We start from the raw sequence: 23,738 nt of genomic DNA, 5'->3' as shown, positions 1-23,738 counted from the left end.
AACCATCATTCATCAACAGTTATATTCTCAGCAGAAATGAGTGAAACTTCATTATTTTTCTTTAAAACTTGGCAAACTTGATTATTTAACTCCACATACTCTTCCCAAGCATACACCTTAAAGTAATGATTATTATACATATAATCAACCCGACATATTGCCGGGCGTTCATCATAAATAGTGCAAAGCTTAGATATTTCACTGTAATGCCGGCATGTTCCATCGCCACGGTCTAAGAAGCGAGTTTCTTCAGATATATAAACGTGCTGACAGCACAAACCACACTGGGTACAGGGAAAAGAAGACATCTTACTTCAACCTTGAAGATAACCATTTACGAGTACTTTCACTATTACCAATCTCGTAGGGGAGCTCTATTTCCATTTTGGAGATCTCTTCTTTCAGAAATAAGCTTCGCATGACTTCGTCATTGAAAGCACTCAATTTCTGGGAAAACTCTTCAAGTTCAACGGGGTTTAAATTAAACTCAAAACGGCTCATCTCAAGCAAATAACGATCTAGTTCAGCATTAATTTCCTGATATTTCTTCACTGTACCTGCATGGGGCATAATTGATTCAATATAGTCCCATACTTTTCTAGCCATCTCGCTATAAAGAAGTAGGTAGTTAAGACCTAAAGTAACTACTCCTGTAACTAATGCACTTGCAAATGCAGCCAACTCGCTACCAAACGGGAAACTAAATAAAGGCAAAAGTTGGGTATAAATTATTGTTCCTACAATGACTGAAGCCCCTACAGACAAAATTGACACGACTGACTTACAAACATCAACGAAATCCAGTTTTTCTGGATTAAACACCATAACTTTAATAGCTTTAACTAACTGCCCCCAAGTTTCCCTGATAATCTTAACTGCCATACGTTGGGTAGTGGCAAAAACATTAAATAAAGTAGTGGAAACACTAGCCATCACACCTGCAAAAACACCGTCTTTAAAACTAATTAAAAAATCTCTAAAACGTGACTGAACTCTTTTCCATATCCCTTGCAGGGACTCCTGGACACTATCTAAAAATTTTCCCAGGTGAAAACCATCTTTCATTTTCTCAAGGATAGAAGGAAGTTGTTCGCGAAGCTCAAACCAGACTTCAGCCAACACTAGACCCAACATTTGGCGAACGCCCATTTTCAAGCCGGCCACACCTGAGGATTTAGCAGTTGATTTCAAAAAACGACTGCTAGTGTAATACTCTCTATTTATCTGTTGGTTATAAGGTTGACGTGCAGCTTTGTCCGCTTTTCGCATTTCATCAGGATCAATCGATTTAAGGTGTTCGATTGTCTCTTTTTTCTTACGAATTTCACCTTCTTTTTTTCGAAACTCATGCTGCTCTTGAGGAGTGCTATTTTGCATACTAGCTAAGCGATGCTGTTCTTGGGCCAGATCCATTTCTTTATTTTTAATGCGATCAGGAAGAACGGAGAGATAACTTTCTACAGATATGTCATTTTTAGACGTATTGACTGTTTTTTGGGTGGGTTTTAAATTATTTTTGTGACTAGCCAGCTCTACTGAGCAGGTGCCTGCTAGTATACGACCAGGATCATTGTATATTTCTTTTGCTGATATAACATGATCAAGATGTCGCTCATGATTTTTATTTATAATAATATTTCCAGTATAAGAATCTTTCAACCCACCCGATTGTTGAATTCTTTTATCATACTCACCTTTTTCTTTAAAATTTTTATGTTTATTAAACCCTAATTTTTCTCTGTCGTATTTTTCCCGACTATCGTAGCGATCCTTTTCATCATTTGTCGCCCAAACCCCTTGGCGAACATTATGAACAGTATCGACCTCACCGCCCTTTTTATCTTGAAATAATAAAAAATCCAAACCAAAACTTGTAGCCAAGCTATTTACTACGGTTTTTTCTAGCTCTTCCGCCCAAGGATATGTAGTTGCCTTCGAATGCATAATAAAGTCCAAAAAAGCTAAACAAAAGGGGGAATTAATCCCCCTTACTAAAAAGCATTAAGCCGTTTCTATTCCACTTGCTTCTATCTTGGCCTGAGATAGCGCTGCATCCAACTCAGCACCATTCACAATCATGAATCCATTGTCATCTTCCTGCATTTCAGGCACGCCATCTTGATCTATAGCAACTTGGCCATCTACTTCTTTTGGCTTGAAAATTGGTGTCATAATCATATTTACTAAGATCGAGGCTAATGCATAACCGTTCTCTACTATACGTAGAATTTCATCGTTGAACTTAGCAAGCTCTGCGTCTACATCAGCATTTCTGCCTTTGATATCTTGTAAGAAATTATCAATATCCTTAAGGCTGTCAAAATATTGATTGAACTGGCCATAAACAGCTCTCAGAGTACGCCTTATTTTTCGCGTATATTCCTCTGTTTCTTCGAGCTGTTTAATAGCTTTATCCATTTTCTCGACAGCTTCATCGACTTCATTGCCTGCCTTATGGGCATTCTTGAGTGATTTTTCCCCATGGCTATTATAAGCCCAACCTGCGATAGCTAAGACAGGAGCAGCCACTGAAGCACCCAAAATAGCGGTTCCGCCGGCATACCCATCCCACCTGTAGCTAATGAACCACCGCCAATGGCCGCCATGGTCGCTTTGCTTGCAGCAACTCCAGCAAGTGAAGCAATTGGTGTACCAGTAGATGCAGCGCCCAAGGCCATAACACCACCATAGACAGCGAATCCGGTTGCAGCCCCTGCTGTCCCTGCTCCCGTAACCGTTCCTAATACCCCGACTGCGGTATAGCTATAGCTTTCAATTTTTGCTAGCTCATGCTTAGGGATATTGATTTCTAATTTATTATGACGATTCTCGCTTAATTTTTGCAAAAGCTCGTCAGCTAACGTACTGAATTCACTCAAACGCTTGCCAATTTCAAGCTCTTTTTTTCCTAGCGTAGCCAAAATACCAGTGGTTTCTTCTTCTTGCTCATCAAAAGACGCTTTTTTTGTTTCGTAACGCTTCTGAGAATTCTTAACAATTTCATCAGCTTCGGAATGCTTTTGATAACCATCGTAGCCTTTCTTGGCACCATAAGCAGCAGACGCCAGTGCGCCTGCGCCAAGAATTAGTGGAAGCGGCATAAAATTTCCCTCGTATTAAGATATCTGCTTGACCATTTTGTGGGTGATTCAGCGTGTTCCCTACAAGGCGCTGCCGGTGATTTTCAGCCCACTTAACTTAGGGTATCAAATTGATATCTAATCAGGCATACCTAATTGAACAAAAGACGACTAAAGGCCAAATTTTGTGTTCTGACGTGCTGAATTGAGTAAAGCTTGTCCAAGCTAATCCTGAGCATTTCGAAGGGAGCCAAAACCAAAGTATGGGCTTAAGTATGGGCTGGATAAATTACAGACACAAAAAAGCCGCTGGAATCAGCGGCTTAATCTATATTCTTGGCGGAGGGGGAGGGATTCGAACCCTCGAAGCCTTACGACTTACACACTTTCCAGGCGTGCTCCTTCGACCACTCGGACACCCCTCCGTGTTTTGGCGCTATTAAAAGGCTTAGCCTTTCGCGTCAGAACGGCGCACATACTATGGCCTAAGCCGTGAAATAGCAAGCCTTTTCAGGTTTTTCGGGCTTAGCTGGCGGTAACCTCACCTCGACGTCAGCACGGCATAGTGGCCGTTGGCTTCCAAGCAGAGCACGTCGCCACAGTAGAGTTGATGGGTCAGTGAGAGGCGCCCCTTGCCGCGTTCGGCAAGCGCACTAGCAAGCTGAGCGGGACCCTGCGGCTCGCTGGGCGTGCATACCAAACGGTAATCGCCCGTCACTGGGACGAGAAACCGCTGGCTCGCTTCGGCCACCACCACATCCTGCGCGATGCCCCGCTCACGAAGCCATAATGTGACCCAACACCAGCCCTGCAAGGTGGTTTGTGCTGAGAGCGCGCCGCCGAAACCGGTGCCCTTGTCGTTAAGGGTTGGCAGCAACGCCAGTTGCCACGTCAATGTGTCGTCGTGGCGCGTCATGGAGTCAATGCCTAGCGCACTTACCATCGGGATGGCATCGCCCAGCCATTGCTGAAACGCCTTCAGGTCTTCTGGCTTGCCTTCGGGCAGCGGCAAACGAGGGTGCGGAACGCCCGGCTGTCGGGACATAGCTTTTTCCTAATCCCAGCGTTCAACAAAATCAGTCACATTATGTTGCGGCACAGGCTTATGTCGGCCGCCCAGCGAGCCCAGGTAGATAAACGCAACCACTTCGTCGTCCTCTTCCAGACTGAAGCCTTTGCGCACTACCGGGTCAAATGCATACTTGCCACTACGCCACATGGCGCCTAAGCCCAGCGCGTGAGCCGCCAACAGAATGCCATGGGCGGCACAGCCCGCGGAAATCACCTGCTCCATTTTGGGCACTTTAGCGATCTCGGGCGTTACCTTGGCGATCACGGCGATCACCATAGGCGCCCGCAGCGGTTTTTTACGTGCTGAGTTGAGCGTTTCATCGTCGGCATGGGGGTCTTCCTGAAACTCCGCTTCGGCAAATAGCTCGCCCAGTCGCTCACGCCCTTCTCCGCTGAACTCAATAAACCGCCAGGGACGTAGCTCTTTGTGATCGGGGGCGCGAAGCGCGGCCTGATAAATGGCGCTAAGCTGATCAGCGCTAGGCGCCGGCTCCATCAGCTTGCCCATTGAGCTACGTTCGTGAAGAAGCGTAAGTGCGTCCATGAATAACTCCAAATCCAATCGTGAGTGGCTACTGTAGCAACGTCATTGGTACTATCGCCATTGGTACTATCGCCATTGGTACTATGACCATTTATAACAACGCCATTTATATCATCGCCGTTTACTGCCTTGCCAGGCGCAGCGGCGTAGGCGGCGTTAACCCGGGCGTTGCCCGCCAGGGGCTAATATCCAATCCACCACGGCGAACATAGCGCGCCAGCACCAATAGCTGGGTTGGTTTGGCATGGGTCATTAAGTCGGTAAAGATATGCTCTACGCAATGCTCGTGGAAATCCTGATGCTGTCGAAATCCTATCAAATAACGCAGCAACCCTTCGCGATCAAGTTTGGGACCTTGGTAACGGATCAGCACACTGCCCCAATCGGGTTGGCCGGTAACCGGGCAGTTAGATTTAAGCAGATGCGAATAGAGCGTCTCCTCAACGATTTCGTTGCCAACCACCAAATGCTCACTGCTAGGTGTGTAATCGCTTACTGCGATATCTAAACCGTCCAGGCATTCGCCTGGCAGTTGCTGTGCTGCAAGCTCTGAGTCATCGACATCAAACAGCTCGACACTCACCTCCGCCCCTGCCGCAACGGCAAGATCGTTGGCGAACGTCTCCATCACTTCCTGGCGGCTATAAAACCGCGATTGGTTAAAGCTGTTGAGGTAAAGCTTCCAGGATTTAGATTCAATCAGATTGGGCGAGTTCGCGGGTAGGCGAAAGCGCGCCACGGCCACAATAGGCTTGCCGCGCGCGTTAAGCCAGGACACTTCAAAAGCGTGCCATTCGTCCTCGCCCACAAACGGTAGCGCGCTCTCAACAATCCCAAGCGGCTCACGGTTGGCGGCACGAGGAATGGGGTAAAGAAGCGTCGGGGTATACTGCTCAGGATAAGCCGTATCGCGCCCTAACGGCGCGTGTTCCAAGGTATCCGGGCGATGTGCCATAGCGCAAAAGCTCTCTTAGTGCTTATTCAATAGTTACACAACAGCGTGTTCAAAAAACAGACTCAAAAACATGCCAAGCAGCTAGCTGCGGATCCCCTTACCGCGGTCCAGCATGATCAGTGCGGCGGCAAACAACACCACTATAAAACCGAAAATCGCTGCGAGCGCCCAGCCAACCGGGATATCAGAGACGCCCAAGAAGCCATAACGGAAAACGTTCACCATGTATAAAATCGGATTGAGCATGGAAACGTTCTGCCAAAAATCCGGCAGCATGGAGATGGAGTAAAACACACCACCAAGATAGGTTAACGGGGTAAGAATAAAAGTTGGCACAATAGAAATATCATCAAATTTATTGGCCAGTAAGGCGTTGATAAACCCCCCAATGGAGAACAGCGCTGACGTTAGTACCACGACCAGCACCGTCAGTAGCGGATGCTCCACGGTTAAACGGGTAAAGAACAGTGACACGACGGTAACGATCAACCCAACCCCAAGGCCTCGCGCCATACCGCCAAAAATAAATCCCGACAGTATTACCCAGTTCGGCATGGGTGAGACCATCATCTCTTCAATCGAGCGCTGAAATTTATTGGAAAAGAAACTCGATGCCACATTGGAATAGCTGTTGGTGATCACGGACATCATGATCAGCCCTGGGACGATAAAATCCATGTAGCTGAAGCCGTCCATACTACCAATTCGAGAACCAATCAGATTGCCGAAAATAATAAAATACATGGCCATGGTGATCGATGGCGGCAGCAGTGTTTGCGGCCAGATACGCGTAAAGCGCTTAATTTCCTTGAGTACCAGCGTCCACAGGGCAATTAATGTTTGACTGGCATTCATGCCTGGGTCTCCCTGTTCTGTTTATCTGAGTGTTGATTCGCCGTGCTATCACTGCCCTTACCGGGCTGGTCTATTGCTCCCTGGCCGCTTCCCTTGACCATCGACACAAACATTTCCTCAAGTCGGTTGGCGCGGTTGCGCATTGATACGACCTGCACGCCTTGCTCGCTCAGCGCACTAAACACATCATTCAAGCGCTGACCACGGTGCACCACCAGCGACAGCTGGGTCGCTTCCAGCTGGTGTAGCTCAAACCCTTCTATCCTGGGCACCTCGGTAATCGGTTCCGATATATCAATCAGGAAGGTCTCGGTATTAAGCTCGGCCAGCAGCCCCCGCACGCTGGTATTACGCACGATCTCGCCATTATTAATAATGGCGATATTGCGGCACAGGCTCTCGGCCTCTTCCAGGTAATGAGTCGTCAGGATAATGGTGGTCCCTTCGTCCTGGTTAATCCGGCGCATGTATTCCCACATGCTGCGCCGCAGTTCGATATCCACCCCGGCGGTTGGCTCATCCAAAATCAGCAACTTGGGACGATGCATCAATGCCCGAGCAATCATCAGGCGGCGTTTCATACCGCCTGAGAGCATGCGTGCACTGCCGTTGCGCTTGTCCCATAGACCAAGGTCAGTCAGCAACTGCTTGGCACGAGGCAAGGCTTCGCGACTGGTCATCCCGTAATAGCCCGCCTGTGCCAATACGATATCTAATACTTTTTCAAACTGGTTAAAATTAAACTCTTGAGGCACCACGCCTAACTGATACTTGGCTTTGGCGAAGTCTTTATCGACATCAATACCAAAAATGGAAACGTTGCCCGCCGTTTTTTGCACCAGCGAGCAAACCACGCCCAGCGTGGTGGATTTACCGGCGCCATTAGGACCCAACAAAGCAAAAAAATCGCCCTGCTGGACGTCGAGATCAATACCTTTGAGTGCCCGAAAACCGTTACCGTATACTTTGGTAAGGCCACGGATCGACAATGCCGGTTCGGCCATGAACATGTCCTGTCAGCAAAATTAGAAGAGAAGATTAAATATTAGGGCGCAAACGAGATTTTCAAGGTGCGCTATTGAGGCAAGCGCTAGACACGCAGATAGCATCACCTAACAAGTAGCTGATGCATCAGGGAAGAAATTTAAACCAGGCGCTAGGCGGGACCGCCACTTCGGGCGTGCTGGCAAGAAAAATTACAATAACATTGTATTCCCGAGTACGACGATCAGAACTGACCGTCGATGTCGGTAACGCCAATCAACTTGTGGTTGACGAATTCCTTCAGTCCGAGGCCGATCAACTCGCGGCCATAGCCGGAGCGACGAACGCCACCGAAAGGCAAGTCGGCCTTCACTGCCGTTGGGTGATTGATGTAAACCATGCCGGTAGACATCTGAGCCGCCACCTGACGACCTCGCTCAATGTTCTGCGTGAACACTGACCCGCCTAACCCAAAGGGAGAATCGTTGGCGATCTCGATGGCTTCGGACTCGTCCTTGGCTCTGAACACCAGAGATACCGGACCAAAGAACTCCCAGTAGTAAGCAGGATTGTCCTTCGTCAAGTCCGTCAGCAGCACGGGCTGTACGAATGCACCGCGCTCGGGTATTGCGGCACCGATTACGGTCATCGTAGCACCATGCTTAATTGCATCTTCCACTTGCTTTTGGACATCGTCCGCTGCGCTCTGGGACGACAAAGGCGCTAATGTTGTCGTCGGATCCATAGGATCCCCTGCCTTGAGTAAGGCGACGCTGGCTTTGTACTTCTCCAGGAAGGCATCGTAGACCTCCTCGACGACGATGATCCGCTTGGACGAACAGCACACCTGCCCCGCGTTCCAGTGGCGGCCAAACACGGCCCATTTCACGGCTTTGTCAATGTCGGCATCATCCAGCACCACAAACGCGTCGGCGCCGCCCAACTCCATCGTTGACTTCTTCAGCGCCTTGCCAGCCTGTGCAGCAACCACCGCGCCAGCTGCTTCAGAACCGGTCAAAGCAACACCTTGAACGCGTGGATCGTTAATGATGGCTTCCAACTGCTCGCGCGTTGCATAGAGATTCTTGAACCCGCCAACCGGCAAGCCAGCATCAAGCATCAGCTTCTCGAAAAGCGCAGCCGATTGCGGGACGTTGGATGCATGCTTGAGTACTACCACGTTACCGGCGGCAAGCTGAGGAGCGATGATCCGGGCGATCTGATAATAAGGGAAGTTCCACGGCTCTATCGCGAGGATAATGCCCAGCGGCTCGTGCACTAGCCAGGCCTCGGTCACCACCGGATCCTTGGACGGCAACTTCTCAGGTGCCAACTGCCGCTCGGCGTTCTCGACGTAGTACTCGAAGATCGCAGCTGACAGCTCGACCTCCGCCTGAGCCTCACCCAGCAGCTTGCCCATCTCCAGGGTCAGTAGTTTTGCATACTCCTCGCTATTAGCGCGCAGCAAGTCGGCCGCTTTCTTCAGGATAGCGACCCGCTGCTGGACGGGGGTGTTCTTCCAGTTGTGGAATGCTGTATCGCCGCGATCTAACGCCAGAGCAATCTCTCCATCCGTTGCGTTGGGGAAGTTTTTGATTGTCTCCCCGGTATAGGGATTGGTCGTTGCATAAGCCATTTTTTAATCCTCTGTTAACCGGGTTATCTGTGTGGCATCAGTTTTGCGCGCGCAGGGCACCCTAAATCACGGTGAAAAAACGATTACTCTGGACTACCCCGTTCTGGTAGACATCCCAGTCAAGGCTATGCACCGTTGGATCACCATCATAGCCAAGGCTACGAACTTGCATATTGTCGTGGATCACATCTGCGTGCGCTTTGGTTGTGAACGCACACCGCGCCGTGCCTCAGTGGAGACCGGCGCTGACGGCAATAGAAAGTAATAGAAAGTGATAGCGCCAGTTAACGGCTTATCTTCAAATTAATAAGATGCCTAATTGCCAACATCAAAGCAGCAAGCTTCACATGATTTAGAACGTCGATGATAGCCTGACAGGAGGGAGCGCTGACGAAGACTGCATATAAGGCAGTGAAATCGGAGATTTTTTGGATAGTAGAGGCTTAGCGGAGAAGGTGAACTATAGGCTATCGAAATGGAGCGGGAAAGATGATTCGACGGGGCGGCCTTCCGCCGGGCTGGCGTTCCAGCTCCCGACCCTCGCCTTAGCAAGGCGACACTCTTAACCACACATACTAAATGGAGCGGGAAAGGAGGTTCGAACTCCCGACCCTCGCCTTGGCAAGGCGATGCTCTACCACTGAGCTATTCCCGCAACGCTAACACTGCTGCATATGTCAGCAAGATGGCGTCCCATAGGGGGTTCGAACCCCTGTTACCGCCGTGAAAGGGCGGTGTCCTAGGCCACTAGACGAATGGGACTATATGGCTATCAAATCTGGAGCGGGAAGAGATATCGACCGGGCTGGCGTTCCAGCTCACGACCCTCGCCTACCGTCCTTTACTGCTAAAACTGGAGCGGGAAAGGTGATTCGACCGGGCTGGCGTTCCAGCTCACGACCCTCGCCTACCGTTCCTTTACTGCTAAATCTGGAGCGGGAAAGGTGATTCGACCGGGCTGGCGTTCCAGCTCACGACCCTCGCCTACCGTCCTTTACTGCTAAAACTGGAGCGGGAAAGGAGATTCGAACTCCCGACCCTCGCCTTGGCAAGGCGATGCTCTACCACTGAGCTATTCCCGCTTATAGAATGCTGACTATCGGAAGTGGCGTCCCATAGGGGGTTCGAACCCCTGTTACCGCCGTGAAAGGGCGGTGTCCTAGACCACTAGACGAATGGGACGTTTGGAGCGGGAAAGGAGATTCGAACTCCCGACCCTCGCCTTGGCAAGGCGATGCTCTACCACTGAGCTATTCCCGCATTCCGATAACCTTGACGACCCTTACTCTGATAAAAACTTACGTTAGCAATAGCTTACGTTAACAAGAGTAAGTGGCGTCCCATAGGGGGTTCGAACCCCTGTTACCGCCGTGAAAGGGCGGTGTCCTAGACCACTAGACGAATGGGACGTTGCATTGCCTCGTCGAGGTGGCGCGTATGTTACTCAGACCTTCTTATACTGTCAAGCACTCTCCCACAACTAGCTTAGCGACCAACTATCAATCACCTACCTCTATTCCTTTTCCCCCAAGCGCCTATGCAACGTTTCCGGTGCCCGATTAAAGTGCCCCCTTAGTTTTTATAAGTGACATAACGGTGCAAGCAATTATTTTTCCGATACTTAGCGTTTTATCACTCACCTATAAAAGCCTTAAAAAACTTTTATTTATAATAAAATCGATTTTTATGGCACACCCTTTGCTACTTCATTGGGTTACTCAAGCGACTGACTTCCCCATTATGAGGTGTGCTATGTCCTTATCCCGCCGCAAGTTTCTTACTACCGCCGCCGTTTCCTCCACGGCTGGCCTGGTATTAGGTGCGCCATCCATTGCTCGCGCGCAATCCGATGAGCGCTTTAATTGGCGCATGACCAACGCCTACTCCCCTGGTTCTCCCTTTTATGTAGAAGGCCCTGGCAGCCCTACCGATGTAATCGCCAAAATCAACGCCATGTCCGGTGGACGGCTTAATATTCAGCACTTCTCTTCTGGTGAGTTAATACCGGCATTTGAAGGCTTTGAAGCTGTCCAAAGCGGGACTATCGAGATGAACGCCGCTAACAGCTACTTCTGGTCAGGCACTACCTTTGCCGCCCAATATTTTACCACGGTACCGTTTGGCATGAGCTTTATGGGTCATATGGCGTGGCTCTACCACGGCGGTGGTCTGGAGCTATGGCATGAGGTGTATGAACCCTATGGCATGGTGGCGTTTCCGCTGAATAACACCGGTGTCCAGATGACCGGCTGGTTCCGCGAACCGATCGAGGATATTGGTCAACTCAATGGCCTACGTATGCGGATTCCAGGTTTAGCCGGCAAGGTTTACGCATCATTAGGCGTGGATGCCCGAGTCCTTCCGGGGGGTGAAATTTTCCCTGCCCTGGAGCGGGGCGTGATCGACGCAGCGGAATTTGTCGGTCCTTTCCAAGACCGACGTATGGGCTTGCATAACGCCGCCAAGTTCTACCACACGACCGGCTGGCATGAACCGGCGACCACAGGAGAGCTGCTGATTTCAAAGACGCACTGGGACAGCTTGCCCGACGACCTGCAAATGATCGTCAAAACTGCATGCATGGCGGCTTGCCTTGAGAGCGTCACCTGGTCTGAGGCGGTCAACGGTGAGGCCATGACAGACCTGGTAGACAACGAAGGCGTCACCGCTAGCGTATTGCCGGAGCCGGTCGTCAATGCGCTGCGCGAAGCCACTCAGGATACCTTGGCGAGTGAAGCAAACGCCGACCCCCTCGTGCGCAAAGTACACGATAGCTACATGGCGTTTAAGGCTAATCATGACCGCTGGGCCGGTGCTAGCGAACGTGCCTGGCTAAACGACATTATCGGAGTCTGATATGCGCGCCGTGGCAATGTTTGTCCACGGAGTTGAGGCGGTGGTTCGGCTGTTTGGCTGGATCGCCGCCTGGACCTGCGTGGTATTAGTCGGATTGGTCGCTGGCGATGTCTTCATGCGCTATGTGTTCCGCATTGGTGCGGTATGGCTTCAGGAGTTGCAATGGCACCTGATCTCACCTATCGCACTGTTTGGCATGTCATATTTGCTATTAATGGGCGAGCAAGTGCGCGTGGACGTTTTTTATGAGCGTTTTCCAGCGGGCCTACAACGGGTGATTGAGGTGATCGGAGGACTCTTGCTGTTGGTCATGGGCCTGTATATCGCCTGGCTGACATTGCCCTGGATCGCCCAGTCGTTCGCCCGCGGCGAAGCGTCGCCTAACCCCGGTGGGCTGCCTCTGCGCTGGCTACTCAAATCGCTGATTCCGTTCGGTTTTGCCCTTCTCGCACTGCAAGGACTGGCCCACGCGTTGCGCCAGGCTTTCGCCCTGCCCACACGAGGTGAATAACGCATGTCTCCCAATGAATGGCTAGCGATCGGCATGATCGTGGCTTTTTTCGTGTTCCTGTTAATCGGTATTCCGGTGGGTATCAGCATCGCCGCCACGGCTTTTTTCTTTGGCTATCTCGGCTTTGGCCCGATGCTGTTTAATCTGTTGCCATCGCGTATTTACGGCGTGGTCACCAACTACACTTTTATGGCGATACCGCTATTTGTGTTTATGGGGGTGATGCTGGAGAAGTCGAAGCTGGCCGAAGAGTTGATTGATGTCATCGGTCACCTATTCGGCGGCCTTGCTGGTGGTATGGGCGTGGCGATTATTTTAGTCGGCGTGCTGCTGGGGGCCGCTACCGGCATTGTCGGTGCAACGATCGTCACCCTTGGCTTACTCACCCTGCCCACCCTGTTACGTCGAGGATACCCAAAAACCTTGGCGACCGGCATGATTTGCGCGTCCGGCACCCTGGGCCAGATTATTCCGCCCAGCCTGGTGCTAATTCTGCTCGCGGAAATTCTGGGTGAATCGGTCGGCACGATGTTCGCAGCCGCCATGATCCCGGGGCTGACCCTGGCGGCGGTATATATTATTGCCATTCTGGTCATCGCTTACTTCTACCCCGACCTGATGCCTCCTATTCCCATCGAGGAGCGCAAGGCCATGGGTCGACGCCAACTATTTCGCAAAGTCATTACCGTGGTGGGTCCTCCGGTAGGATTAGTGTTTGCCGTGCTGGGATCGATCATTGGCGGCATTGCCGCGCCTACCGAGGCAGCCTCCATGGGTGCGTTGGGAGCACTGGTCTTTGTGGCCTGCTCCGGACGGCTAACCTTTGCACTACTCAAAGAGGTCGCTAAAGCCACTCTCGTCATTTCGGCGATGGTGTTCTTTATTTTAATCAGCGCTCAGGTGTTTGGGCTGGCATTTCGTGGTTTGGGCGGAGAACACTTGGTTGCTCGCATGTTCGACTGGGTGCCCGGTGGCGAGCTGGGTGCGCTGATATTTATGCTGCTGCTAATGTTTGTGCTGGGCTTTTTTCTGGAGTGGATTGAGATCAGCTATATTGCCCTACCGCTGTTTTTACCTTTCTTTGTCCAGATGGGGGTCGATATGGTGTGGCTGGGGATTTTGGTTGGCTTGGTGCTGCAAACATCTTTTCTCACTCCCCCTTTTGGCTGGGCGCTGTTTTTTCTCAAAGGCGTGGCCCCCAAAGAAGTGTCCACATTGGATATTTACAAAGGTGCGCTGCCCTTTATCGGCCTACAGTTTCTCGCCGTTGCACTGGTCTTTGCCTTTCCAAGCATTGCAACCTGGCTACCTGAGGCCATCGGCTGGTAAATGACACACGGTTAGGCAATAGTGTTAATAACCATGCATTTAGCAGCACATACCTTTGACCATATAGGCGTTTAACAAAACGTACGATCAACAATAATGGATTCTCAGCATGCTCCATACTCAACGTAGCTACGGCGGCAGTTGTGTCGCCCCCCACCATTTAGCCACCAACGCTGGGCGAGATGTGCTTAAACAGGGCGGTAACGCGGTAGAGGCCATGGTGGCAGCTGCCGCTGCGATTGCGGTCGTTTATCCTCATATGAATGCCCTGGGTGGCGATGGATTCTGGTTAATACATGAACCAGGAAAAGCCCCGATCGCTATTGACGCCTGCGGCCCGGCAGCCGGTTTGGCCAATGCAGACTTCTATGCTGGCGACGCGCAAATACCCGAGCGCGGCCCTAAAGCGGCGCTGACCATGGCGGGTACCGTTGGCGGCTGGCATGAAGCGCTTAACGTAGCGGCTGGTTGGGGAGAGTCATTACCGCTCACGACGCTACTGGCCGACGCCATTCATCATGCAGAGGCAGGTGTGGCGGTTTCCAAGAGCCAGGAAACGCTGACCGCCAAGCACGTTGAGCGTTTGAGCCAGAGCCCCGGCTTTAGCGAAGCGCTGTTGCTTAATGGGCAAGTACCCCGTGAAGGCGAGCGACTGAGGCAGCCGCGCTTAGCCGCCACGTTGAAACGCCTGGCGGAGGCAGGATTAGACGACTTCTACCGTGGCGAGCTGGCCGCCAGCATGGCGCACGACTTGGAAGCCGTAGGAAGTCCCTTGCGCCTGGCAGACTTTCACGCCTACCGCGCCCAGCAGGTAACCCCGTTGGAGGTCACGCTACAGGAGGCCACCCTGTATAACCTGCCCGCCCCCACCCAGGGTATGGCCTCATTGATGATTTTAGCCATTTATGAGCGCTTAAAGGCCACCAAGCCTAACGGTTTTGACCACCTTCACGGGTTGATTGAAGCCACCAAACGCGCCTTTATCCTTCGCGACCAATACGTCACCGACCCCGACCGTGTGCCAACATCGCTGCAGGAGCTGCTCAGTAAAGAGAGCATTGCTCAAGAAGCGGCTCATATTGATCTGCAGCGCGCCTTGCCCTGGCCGCACGAACCCGCCCCCGGTGATACCATCTGGATGGGCACGGTGGATAGCGAGGGACGCTCAGTCAGCTTTATTCAAAGCATTTACTGGGAGTTTGGAAGCGGTGTGGTGCTTCCGAAAAGCGGGGTACTTTGGCAGAACCGCGGTATCAGCTTTTCGCTTAACCCCGACGACCTGCGCGGTTTGGCCCCTGGCCGCAAACCTTTTCACACCCTCAACCCGGCGCTTGCCCGGTTTAACGATGGGCGCACCATGGTCTACGGCACCATGGGCGGCGAAGGCCAACCTCAAACCCAGGCGGCGGTATTTTCCCGCTATGCGCTACACGGGATGGAGCTACAGCAGGCAGTTACCGCCCCGCGCTGGCTGCTTGGGCGCACCTGGGGGGAAACCAGCACTAACCTCAAATTAGAGAATCGCTTTGACGACCGCCTGGTATCAGCGCTTGCAACGGCAGGCCACGACGTAGAAGTGCTTGCCGAGCCATTCAGTGACACCATGGGCCATGCGGGTGGTATCGTTCATCATCCTGATGGCTTAATCGAGAGCGCCCACGATCCGCGCAGTAATGGCGGAGCGGCCAGTGTGTAATGACCACCTGGCATTTTCTCACCCTCGACACCGGCTGAACTTAGGTAGGCGGCTCACTGTCATTGATGAGAGTGTTAAACTAGCCTGCTTGATAAGCCTCTGACCTATGACAACAGAGGGAAAGGAGAACCCCATGGCGAAAATCGAAAAATCCCCTGACGAGTGGCAACAGCAGCTAACGCCCGAGCAGTATCGTGTCGCGCGGGAAAAAGGCACCGAGCGCCCGTTTACCGGTGACTATCAGGTTCAAGATGCTCAGGGCATTTACCACTGTGTATGCTGCCATGCACCGCTGTTTGAGAACGAGCACAAGTTTGATGCGGGCTGCGGCTGGCCAAGCTTCGACCGGCCGCTCGGCGCACGCAGTGTGGAAGAGCATCAAGACACGACACACGGCATGCAGCGCACCGAAGTGGTCTGTTCTCATTGCGATGCCCACCTGGGTCACGTGTTCCCGGATGGCCCGCCCGATACGACTGGTTTGCGTTATTGCATTAACTCGGTGTCGTTGGAATTTCACCCTGACGAGTAATGATCGCTAATTCCTGACAAGGAAACCAAGCTAGGCGGGTGCCATCTGTTAGAATGGTCGCCCGCTTTTTTTGTGCCTGTATCTTTGAGCTTGTAGGAGAGACCCATGCTCGGCTGGTTCCCCGGACATATGAACAAGGCCCGCCGCCAGATCAAGGAGGTGCTGCCTGAAATAGATGTAGTCATTGAGGTGCTTGACGCTCGCCTCCCCTACTCCAGTGCCAACCCCATGCTGGCCGAGCTGACGCGCCATAAACCGGTGTTGAAAATTCTCTCCCGCGCGGATCTTGCCGACCCGGAAAAGACAGCCGAGTGGGTGGCTTATTTCGATGCTCAAGAAAATATGCGTGCCTTGGCGGTCACCACCACCAATACCCGCGAGCTGAAAAAAATCCCTAAGCTTTGCCATGAGCTAGCCGGTGCCGTGCGCGCTGACCGTGATGTCCGCGTGATGGTCATGGGCATTCCCAATGTGGGTAAATCCACCCTGATCAATGGCTTGGCGGGCCGTAAAATCGCCAAGACAGGCAATGAGCCCGCCGTTACCAAGCGCCAGCAACGAGTGCGGATTGATGGTCGGGTGGCGCTTACCGATACCCCAGGCGTGCTATGGCCTAAAATTGAAGATCAGGCTAGCGCCTATCGGCTTGCCGCTACCGGCGCCATTCGCGATACAGCCATTGAATATGCCGATGTCGCGATTGTGACCAGCGCCGAACTTGCCAAGCGCTACCCTGACGCGCTGACCGCCCGTTATAAACTTAAAGCGCTACCGCCCTACGCCGCGCCGGTCATTCCCCATGACATTGATGCTGACGGCCCGCAAAAACCTGATTTTCTTGCTATCGCGGGCTTTGATGGCCACGCCATTTTAAAAGACATTGCTGCCCGCCGAGGCGGTTTGCGGCCAGGTGGCGAGGTGGATCTGCATCGCGGCGCGGAAGTGTTGCTTCACGAACTACGCGATGGCAAGTTGGGTAGGCTGACGCTGGAAACCCCGGCGGATATTCCACCCCCGCCCGTGCAAAACGACGAAGACAATCAAGCACTTTCCGACGCATAATGGATAAATCGCCCGGATAGCAAAAACGCTGATGGGCACACATGCGTTTTAAACACTTTTGGGCCTCTAGCCACTTTTGGACAGACACCTCATGGACACCCCGCAGTCACACGAATCACATCCGTTAAAAAAATCTCATAAGCTGCATAATGTTTGCTACGACATTCGCGGCCCCGTGCTCGACCACGCCAAGCGCCTGGAAGAGGAAGGCCACCGAATTCTCAAGCTCAACATCGGCAACCCTGCGCCGTTCGGCTTTGAGGCGCCGGAAGAGATTCTTCAGGATGTGATGCGTAATCTGCCAACGGCCCAAGGATACTGCGATTCAAAAGGGCTCTACTCTGCGCGCAAAGCAATTATGCAGGAGTGCCAACGTAAGCAGATCCCGGGGGTCGGGATTGAAGATATCTTTATTGGCAACGGTGTGTCTGAGCTGATTGTGATGGCAATGCAGGCATTGCTTAACGATGGTGATGAAGTGCTGATTCCAGCACCGGACTATCCGCTTTGGACCGCCGCTGCCCATCTTTCCGGGGGCCACGCGGTGCACTACCTGTGCGATGAGCAGGCAGACTGGACCCCCGACATGGCCGATATCCGCGCCAAGATCACCAGCCACACCCGCGCCATTGTACTGATCAATCCCAACAACCCTACCGGAGCGGTCTATTCGCCAGCAGTGGTCAAGGAAGTGCTGGAGATTGCTAAACAGCACCAACTTGTCGTGTTTTCTGACGAGATCTACGACAAGATTTTGTATGACGGGGTCGAGCATACTGCCACCGGCGCCCTGGCAGACGATGATCAGTTGGTCATTACCATGAATGGCCTGTCCAAAAGCTACCGTTGCGCTGGCTTCCGCTCTGGCTGGATGACTATTTCAGGCACCTTGGCCAAGCTAAACGCTCACGACTATATCCAGGGTCTGAACATGCTGGCTTCAATGCGGTTATGCGCCAACGTGCCCGCCCAGCATGCCATTCAAACCGCACTCGGAGGCTATCAATCGATCAACGATTTAATTCTCCCAGGCGGTCGGTTATTGGCTCAGCGCGATATTACCGTCGAAAAGCTGAATGCCATTCCTGGTGTCTCCTGCGTAAAACCTAAAGGCGCGCTCTATGCGTTTCCACGCCTGGACCCCAAGGTTTTCAATATTAAAGATGATCAGCAAATGGTGCTGGATCTGCTCCTTCAGGAAAAAATATTGCTGGTGCAGGGCACGGCTTTTAACTGGCCTGAACCGGATCACGTGCGCATCGTCACGCTGCCCTGGGCGGATCAGCTTGGTGATGCACTCGACCGCTTTGCCAACTTCCTATCCCGCTATCGGCAGTGAGTCCCGATAGAGATCCTGGATAGAAACCCTGGCTAGCGAGGCTGGAGAGACAAGCGCCGATTAAAACAGTCGTTTATTTTGGCAATGACTTGAAACTGCCATGAACAGTACGTATCTAAGCCACTATTCTGACACTCGTTTCACACGCTGTTTTTAGACCGGTTGCTAAACCTTTGGGGAGAACCTGCACCATGCTGCGAATTCTGCTGTTTTTGGGCACCAATATAGCGGTCTTACTGGTCGCCAGTATTACCTTACGCCTGCTAGGGGTGGAAGGATATCTGCGCGGCCAGGGAGTCAACTTCACCAGCCTGCTGATTTTCTGCTTTGTGTTTGGCATGGCAGGCTCGATCGTGTCGCTGTTCATTTCTAAATGGATGGCAAAACGCAGTACCGGCACGGTGATCATCGAAACGCCCTCCAACTCCACTGAGCAGTGGTTGCTGGACACGGTCGCTGAGCTTTCCCGCGAAGTCGGCATTAAGACACCGGAGGTAGGTATATTTCCGGCGCAGCAGTCCAACGCTTTTGCTACCGGCTGGAATAAAGATGATGCGCTAGTGGCCGTCTCGGCAGGCTTGCTGAATCGTATGCGCCCGGAAGAGGTGCGCGCGGTATTGGCTCATGAGATTGGGCACGTGGCCAATGGTGACATGGTGACGCTGGCGCTGATTCAAGGGGTGGTGAACACCTTTGTGATGTTTTTTGCCCGCGTGGTCGCCCATTTGGTCGATAACTTCCTGCGCAGCCGCAGTGATGGTGAAGGCGGCCTGGGCTTTATGGGCTATTTCGCCGTGGTCATGGTCGCTGAGATTGTCTTCGGCATCTTGGCATCAGCCATTGTGGCGTGGTTCTCCCGCTACCGTGAATACCGCGCCGATGAAGCCGGTGCACGACTCGCGGGCACCAATGCCATGGTCAGTGCCTTGGCACGTTTGAAAACCGAAACCGAACTACCTGACCAGATGCCGGACACACTGCGCGCCATGGCCATCACCAAAGGCCAAACGCGCTCGCTGGTGGAAAAACTCTTTGCCAGTCACCCGCCGCTGGATGAGCGCATCCGCGCACTAAAAGAAGCCGCTTACCGCCAGTAAAGCGCAGCGCGGCGATCTGGGGTTGCCCTTTCGTGTCATCGCGAGCGAAGCGCGGCGATCTGGGGTTGCCCTTTCATGGCAATTACAAGAACCTTTGCCGCTACTCAACAGCATTAAAGATGGCCGAACGTACACATCCTCTTCCGGCTGCTTTGGCATCATAAAGCAGCTGGTCGGCGGCACTCACCAATTCAGAGGCATCATCCCCCACTACCTTTATTGCGGTGGCAATCCCCAAGCTGATGGTCACTATAGGGGCAGCTTCTGATTTTTCGTGCGGCATGGCCAATGCTCTAACGGCCAGTTCCAGCTCGACGGCTTTGCGGGTAGCACCGGATAGGTCCGTTTCTGGCAGAAGGCAGGTGAACTCTTCCCCACCGTAGCGGGCGACCAAGTCGCCAGGGCGATTCAAATTTGCCACTAGGGTTGAGGCAATCGTTTTTATACATTCATCCCCGCGCAGATGCCCATAAAAATCGTTATAGCGCTTAAAAAAGTCGATATCGATGAAGATCATTGATAAAGGTAATTGGCTGCGTTTACAGCGCTGCCACTCTATATCCAGTAGCTGATCAAAATAGCGCCGGTTGGCTACGCCTGTCAGGCTGTCTGTCAGCGCCAACTTATGCAGTCGAAGGTTTTCTTCGTCACGACGCTTGAGCACTGATGCTGAAATCTTCAAGGCGGTTGAACGTAACAATTCAGCACTATCATCAAGCATGCCAGGATGAAGTGAAGGGGTGGCCATCGTGTTGCGGGCAAAGCGAAAAATATTGCCATTAACACCAAGCTCTTGCGCCACGGAGATGGACCGCCGGTTGTTGATGTATTCGAAAGGGTAGGGAATGACACCATTCAATGCCCAAGAAAGATCCAGAGCCCGCTCAGGCAGCAGGCAAGCTGCATAAATATCACGTGCGCTGACACCCTTCCTTAACAGCGACGCGGCATCGATAAACTCTTCAACAAAGCCCGCATTCCAGTCAACCAAGCATTCCTTTGCATCGAAAATGGCAACGCTTTGGCTGAAAGTAGGCGCTTTATCCATCCATCGCATCCTGTTGCAATGTCAGTTTCTCTGCAGCCATCATCGTTCCCTCCATACGTGCACGTATTTTCGCAAAGGCGGTTTCTCGCGACGTGGAAATGTCATCGCAGAAGGGAGAAAAGCCGCAGTCATCAGTAGTACCTAACTGCGCTAGCGGTATATGACGTGCCGCTTCCAGGACGCGTTTACAGACGTCTGCTGGGGTTTCAATACGGGGGTCATTGACATCAATCACACCAATGTAGGCACGTTGCTCCGGTTTTAAATAGCGGGCAATAATCCTCAATGCACGGTCAGGATCTTTTTCTGCCGCCATCGAAATATAAAAGTTACCCGCTTTGAGCTCAAAGAGACTGGGTAGAAGCTCGGCATAATCCACATCGGCACTATGCGTGGAGTCATGGTCAGCCCCAGGACAAGTGTGGATACCGATACGCTGGCGCTCTTCAGCAGTGAAGCGTGCAAGGACTCTATTATTTAAGTCGATAAACCCATTCAGTAAGCTACCACTTGGATCGAGCTTAATCGCCAGCCGCCCTTCAGTGAAATCGATCTGTACTATTTGCGCGCCCGCGGCAAAACAGTTGCGAATCTCTTTTTCCTGCTCATTAACCAAATCGTCCAGAAACTCTTCACGCGTATACCCGACAATAGTGTCGGACGGGTAAAACAAGCTTAATGCCGAGACTGAAATGATCGCTTGCTTCATGGGTCGCTGAGTATATTGCCTGGCTGCCGCCAAGGTATCCGCCGCTGACAAGGTGAAGCGAAAAGGGCCGGCAATTAAGCGTGGTAATCGGCGCACATGACCATCATTAAAGGGAATTTCCAGCCCGTCGGGGGCAAAGTTTTCCCCGCCTTCCACCGAATAGGTGGCAAAGCTATGCGTTTTACGCTGTTCGCCATCGGTAATAATGGGGGAGCCTGTTGCCTCCAACTCTCGTATCGTGAGTTGAACGGCTTCATCATAAAAAGTATCCATGGTCACAGCATCAATGAGACCTGAATCAAATTGTCGCTGCGCCTGCATCAACTTTTCCGAACGGGGTATGCTGCCAATGGTTTCAGTGGGTAATGTAATCATTTGTTTTCCCATGGCTTAGTTATAGGCGTTTATTATTTTTAGCGTTCGTAACGCTTACTTTTCCCATACTTTAGATACGCTGTCATCCTTTTAGTACGCTTGGCACCGCCAGATTGGCGCGTCGCTGCGCTCCTCGCAATGACCGCTATAGGGCGCTTCGCATTGGCAGACGTATCACGCCTTACATTGTCTGCACACGAAACCCGGCTCCTCTCAGTATGCCTTCAAGCACCACTGCTTCGCCTGATAGCTGCACATTGAGCGTGGCGAATTCTCGACGTAACGGGTAGTTGGCGCGGCAATCGTCAAAGCCCTTTCTTAGTCCGTGTCGTTGCATCTGCCGCTGAAGTGCATCGTGGTCACGGCGCACGTCATATACCGCACGCATGCATAAGCGTAGTGCATCCTCTGCTGGCAATGCGTGCTGCAAATGCAGTGACGTTAACACCGGTGGCGGGCAAATCTCGGCAAACGACAGCGCGCTTGGTCGCCCCAGGTGGCGTGACAGCGCCTGCTGAATCATCCAGGTTCCCCGGAGTTTGCCATCCAGGCTGTGTCCGGCAATATGTGGCGTGGCCAGCGAGACTAGATCATGTAAGCCTGCATCAATCTCAGGCTCACCCTCCCACACATCCAGCACTGCGCTGATATCGCCTCTACCCGCTAACCGGCCGCGCAAGGCCAGTCCATCGATGCAGTCTCCCCGCCCGGCATTTAACAGCACACAACCAGGGGTCAACTCATCGATGCGCAGAGCATTGAGCAGTTGATAGGTCGCGTGGGGGCCTTCTCGTGTTAGCGGCGTATGGAGGCAAAGTACGTCACAGCGCTCAATCAGCTCATCAATGGTATAAAACGCCTGCTCTCCCTCATCGGCCGCCCTGGGCGGGTCACAGATCAGCGTGGCCACCCCCATCGCCGTTAAACGCGCGTGCAGCCGGCTGCCGACATTGCCAGCCCCCACAATACCCACGGTACGCTCGTTAAGCGTCCAACCATCCCGCTCAGCCAGCGTCAGCAAGCTCATCAGCACATAGTCCACCACCGCTTCGGCATTGCAGCCAGGCGCACTCGCGAAGGCGATATTGCGCTGGGCAAGTGCGGCCTGATCAATATGATCCGTGCCGATGGTGCAGGTGCCAATAAAACGCAGCGGGCTATCGGCCAGAAGCGCGTCGTTAACCTGGGTGATGGAACGCACGATCAGCGCATCGGCGTCCTGTAAATGAGCGGCGGTAATCTCCCGTCCTGGCACTCTGGTTAGCGCACCTAACGAGCCAAAACAGGCATCAGCCGCGGGGATATTGGCATCAATTACAAGTTTCATAGGCGTTTTCGAATCCGGGCTTTACAATACGCCCGCCACGGCTTGATGGGCAGGCGTGTGTGTAGCGTATTTAAGGAGAGTGTTTGTGATCGTACGTTGGGAGACCAACCACGACTACGTGTTGGTTCATATTCACCAGGATATGTTTGGTGACTGGATTTTCAGCCGCGCCTGGGGCCAAATCGGCACTCAGTTCGGCGGTTTGAAGCATCAGCTAGCGGATACGCTGGAACAAGCCCAAATGTGGCTGGAGGACGAGACCACCATCCAATCCTCGCGAGGTTTTCGCAAGGTGCTGGAGGTGGCCGACCACACCCCTGAAGGCCAAGAAGCCATGCGCCAGCTCTCTCTGCTGGATGTGCTTTGAGCCCGTTCTGCTTCGTCTTGTCTGATTAGCCCAAAAAGCGCCGCCCTTCTCGCTCATAGGCGCCTTTTGCTGGCGTAACGGCTGGCGGTGCGGTGAAGCTTGCCAGCGCCGCTTCATCGAGCCAGCCACGCTCGCGCAACCATTCGCTTAAGCGCGCCAGCTCGAAACCACGATCCAGCTCTTTGCCGTCACTATCCGCCAGTACCGGCAGTCGAGTACCGTAGCGTTCAACCAAGGCCTCGTCTTCGCTGACCTCGATGTGGTGCAGCCACACCTTTTGATTCGCTAACGCCGCCACCAGTGCCTCTAACTGCGTGCACAGATGGCAGCCCAGGGTTGTATAAAGCGATAGCTGAATCATCCAA

Annotated in this window: 23 protein-coding genes and 7 tRNA genes; 9 read left to right on the top strand and 21 right to left on the bottom strand. The window is 52.5% G+C overall.

Annotated features, from left to right (window positions below):
- Positions 1-5: 5 nt before the first annotated feature.
- From ACFFLD_RS08775 to ACFFLD_RS08695, 17 genes are all read right to left on the bottom strand, one after another.
- Entirely contained in the window at positions 6-308 is a 303-nt protein-coding gene (locus tag ACFFLD_RS08775; RefSeq protein ID WP_386039202.1) for a YkgJ family cysteine cluster protein, read from the bottom strand.
- Position 309: 1 nt separating this feature from the next.
- Positions 310-1,944, bottom strand: coding sequence for a hypothetical protein (locus ACFFLD_RS08770; protein ID WP_386039200.1), 1,635 nt, complete (start codon positions 1,942-1,944; stop codon positions 310-312).
- Positions 1,945-2,001: 57 nt separating this feature from the next.
- The gene (locus ACFFLD_RS08765; protein WP_386039198.1) at positions 2,002-2,529 is read right to left on the bottom strand and encodes a hypothetical protein; all 528 of its coding nucleotides are present in this window, start codon (positions 2,527-2,529) and stop codon (positions 2,002-2,004) included.
- Entirely contained in the window at positions 2,511-3,101 is a 591-nt protein-coding gene (locus tag ACFFLD_RS08760; RefSeq protein WP_386039196.1) for a hypothetical protein, read from the bottom strand. The genes ACFFLD_RS08765 and ACFFLD_RS08760 overlap by 19 nt, the downstream gene beginning before the upstream one ends.
- Positions 3,102-3,417: 316 nt before the next feature.
- A tRNA-Ser gene (locus ACFFLD_RS08755) sits at positions 3,418-3,505 on the bottom strand.
- A gap of 116 nt (positions 3,506-3,621) precedes the next feature.
- On the bottom strand, positions 3,622-4,125 hold the full coding sequence (locus tag ACFFLD_RS08750) for a YiiD C-terminal domain-containing protein (RefSeq protein ID WP_386039194.1): 504 nt from the start codon (positions 4,123-4,125) through the stop codon (positions 3,622-3,624).
- 9 nt (positions 4,126-4,134) lie between these two features.
- The gene (locus ACFFLD_RS08745; protein WP_386039192.1) at positions 4,135-4,695 is read right to left on the bottom strand and encodes a nitroreductase family protein; all 561 of its coding nucleotides are present in this window, start codon (positions 4,693-4,695) and stop codon (positions 4,135-4,137) included.
- 121 nt (positions 4,696-4,816) lie between these two features.
- Positions 4,817-5,650: an NADPH-dependent 7-cyano-7-deazaguanine reductase QueF gene (queF, locus tag ACFFLD_RS08740; protein WP_386039190.1), complete on the bottom strand. Its 834-nt coding sequence runs from the start codon at positions 5,648-5,650 to the stop codon at positions 4,817-4,819.
- A gap of 81 nt (positions 5,651-5,731) precedes the next feature.
- Complete coding sequence (locus ACFFLD_RS08735; RefSeq protein WP_386039189.1) at positions 5,732-6,505, bottom strand: ABC transporter permease; 774 nt, start codon at positions 6,503-6,505, stop codon at positions 5,732-5,734.
- A complete protein-coding gene (locus ACFFLD_RS08730) occupies positions 6,502-7,509 on the bottom strand; it encodes an ABC transporter ATP-binding protein (protein WP_386039187.1) in 1,008 nt (335 codons plus the stop codon). The genes ACFFLD_RS08735 and ACFFLD_RS08730 overlap by 4 nt, the downstream gene beginning before the upstream one ends.
- 224 nt (positions 7,510-7,733) lie before the next feature.
- Positions 7,734-9,125, bottom strand: coding sequence for an NAD-dependent succinate-semialdehyde dehydrogenase (locus ACFFLD_RS08725; protein ID WP_386039185.1), 1,392 nt, complete (start codon positions 9,123-9,125; stop codon positions 7,734-7,736).
- Positions 9,126-9,705: 580 nt separating this feature from the next.
- Positions 9,706-9,780: transfer RNA gene (locus ACFFLD_RS08720), tRNA-Gly, on the bottom strand.
- A gap of 31 nt (positions 9,781-9,811) precedes the next feature.
- A tRNA-Glu gene (locus ACFFLD_RS08715) sits at positions 9,812-9,887 on the bottom strand.
- A 245-nt stretch (positions 9,888-10,132) separates the two neighbouring features.
- A tRNA-Gly gene (locus ACFFLD_RS08710) sits at positions 10,133-10,207 on the bottom strand.
- Positions 10,208-10,231: 24 nt separating this feature from the next.
- Positions 10,232-10,307, bottom strand: a tRNA-Glu gene (locus ACFFLD_RS08705).
- Positions 10,308-10,310: 3 nt separating this feature from the next.
- A tRNA-Gly gene (locus ACFFLD_RS08700) sits at positions 10,311-10,385 on the bottom strand.
- Between the two features lie 73 nt (positions 10,386-10,458).
- A tRNA-Glu gene (locus ACFFLD_RS08695) sits at positions 10,459-10,534 on the bottom strand.
- A gap of 343 nt (positions 10,535-10,877) precedes the next feature.
- Here ACFFLD_RS08695 and ACFFLD_RS08690 point away from each other — a divergent pair.
- From ACFFLD_RS08690 to htpX, 8 genes are all read left to right on the top strand, one after another.
- Positions 10,878-11,981: a TRAP transporter substrate-binding protein gene (locus ACFFLD_RS08690; RefSeq protein WP_386039183.1), complete on the top strand. Its 1,104-nt coding sequence runs from the start codon at positions 10,878-10,880 to the stop codon at positions 11,979-11,981.
- A gap of 1 nt (position 11,982) precedes the next feature.
- Positions 11,983-12,492: a TRAP transporter small permease subunit gene (locus ACFFLD_RS08685; protein ID WP_386039181.1), complete on the top strand. Its 510-nt coding sequence runs from the start codon at positions 11,983-11,985 to the stop codon at positions 12,490-12,492.
- Positions 12,493-12,495: 3 nt separating this feature from the next.
- Positions 12,496-13,821, top strand: a complete 1,326-nt coding sequence (locus ACFFLD_RS08680) for a TRAP transporter large permease (RefSeq protein WP_386039179.1) — start codon at positions 12,496-12,498, stop codon at positions 13,819-13,821.
- A gap of 109 nt (positions 13,822-13,930) precedes the next feature.
- Positions 13,931-15,517 carry a gamma-glutamyltransferase family protein gene (locus tag ACFFLD_RS08675; protein WP_386039177.1) on the top strand — a complete coding sequence of 529 codons (1,587 nt, stop codon included), beginning with the start codon at positions 13,931-13,933 and terminating at the stop codon, positions 15,515-15,517.
- Positions 15,518-15,650: 133 nt separating this feature from the next.
- Positions 15,651-16,049, top strand: coding sequence for a peptide-methionine (R)-S-oxide reductase MsrB (msrB, locus tag ACFFLD_RS08670; protein ID WP_386039175.1), 399 nt, complete (start codon positions 15,651-15,653; stop codon positions 16,047-16,049).
- A 105-nt stretch (positions 16,050-16,154) separates the two neighbouring features.
- Entirely contained in the window at positions 16,155-17,111 is a 957-nt protein-coding gene (gene ylqF / locus ACFFLD_RS08665) for a ribosome biogenesis GTPase YlqF (RefSeq protein ID WP_386039173.1), read from the top strand.
- A gap of 91 nt (positions 17,112-17,202) precedes the next feature.
- Positions 17,203-18,450: a pyridoxal phosphate-dependent aminotransferase gene (locus ACFFLD_RS08660; protein WP_386039171.1), complete on the top strand. Its 1,248-nt coding sequence runs from the start codon at positions 17,203-17,205 to the stop codon at positions 18,448-18,450.
- A gap of 191 nt (positions 18,451-18,641) precedes the next feature.
- A complete protein-coding gene (htpX, locus tag ACFFLD_RS08655; RefSeq protein ID WP_386039169.1) occupies positions 18,642-19,547 on the top strand; it encodes a protease HtpX in 906 nt (301 codons plus the stop codon).
- Between the two features lie 100 nt (positions 19,548-19,647).
- Here htpX and ACFFLD_RS08650 read toward each other — a convergent pair whose 3' ends face one another.
- The 3 genes from ACFFLD_RS08650 to pdxB all read right to left on the bottom strand — a co-directional run bounded on the left by ACFFLD_RS08650 (position 19,648) and on the right by pdxB (position 23,006).
- Positions 19,648-20,595 (bottom strand): diguanylate cyclase, encoded by a 948-nt coding sequence (locus ACFFLD_RS08650; RefSeq protein WP_386039167.1) that lies wholly within the window; start codon positions 20,593-20,595, stop codon positions 19,648-19,650.
- On the bottom strand, positions 20,588-21,679 hold the full coding sequence (locus ACFFLD_RS08645) for a cobalamin-independent methionine synthase II family protein (protein ID WP_386039165.1): 1,092 nt from the start codon (positions 21,677-21,679) through the stop codon (positions 20,588-20,590). Before ACFFLD_RS08645 ends, ACFFLD_RS08650 begins: the two co-directional genes overlap by 8 nt.
- A gap of 181 nt (positions 21,680-21,860) precedes the next feature.
- Complete coding sequence (gene pdxB, locus ACFFLD_RS08640) at positions 21,861-23,006, bottom strand: 4-phosphoerythronate dehydrogenase PdxB (protein WP_386039163.1); 1,146 nt, start codon at positions 23,004-23,006, stop codon at positions 21,861-21,863.
- Between the two features lie 85 nt (positions 23,007-23,091).
- On the opposite strand from pdxB, the gene ACFFLD_RS08635 reads away from it, so the two are divergent.
- Entirely contained in the window at positions 23,092-23,373 is a 282-nt protein-coding gene (locus ACFFLD_RS08635; RefSeq protein WP_386039161.1) for a hypothetical protein, read from the top strand.
- Positions 23,374-23,398: 25 nt separating this feature from the next.
- Here ACFFLD_RS08635 and ACFFLD_RS08630 read toward each other — a convergent pair whose 3' ends face one another.
- On the bottom strand, positions 23,399-23,734 hold the full coding sequence (locus ACFFLD_RS08630) for a glutaredoxin family protein (RefSeq protein WP_386039159.1): 336 nt from the start codon (positions 23,732-23,734) through the stop codon (positions 23,399-23,401).
- Positions 23,735-23,738: the final 4 nt, after the last annotated feature.

It is taken from the genome of Vreelandella sulfidaeris (assembly GCF_042429665.1).
Classification (GTDB): domain Bacteria; phylum Pseudomonadota; class Gammaproteobacteria; order Pseudomonadales; family Halomonadaceae; genus Vreelandella.
Note: the sequence above shows the minus strand (reverse complement) of the source record. Positions and strands in the feature narration are given on the sequence as shown.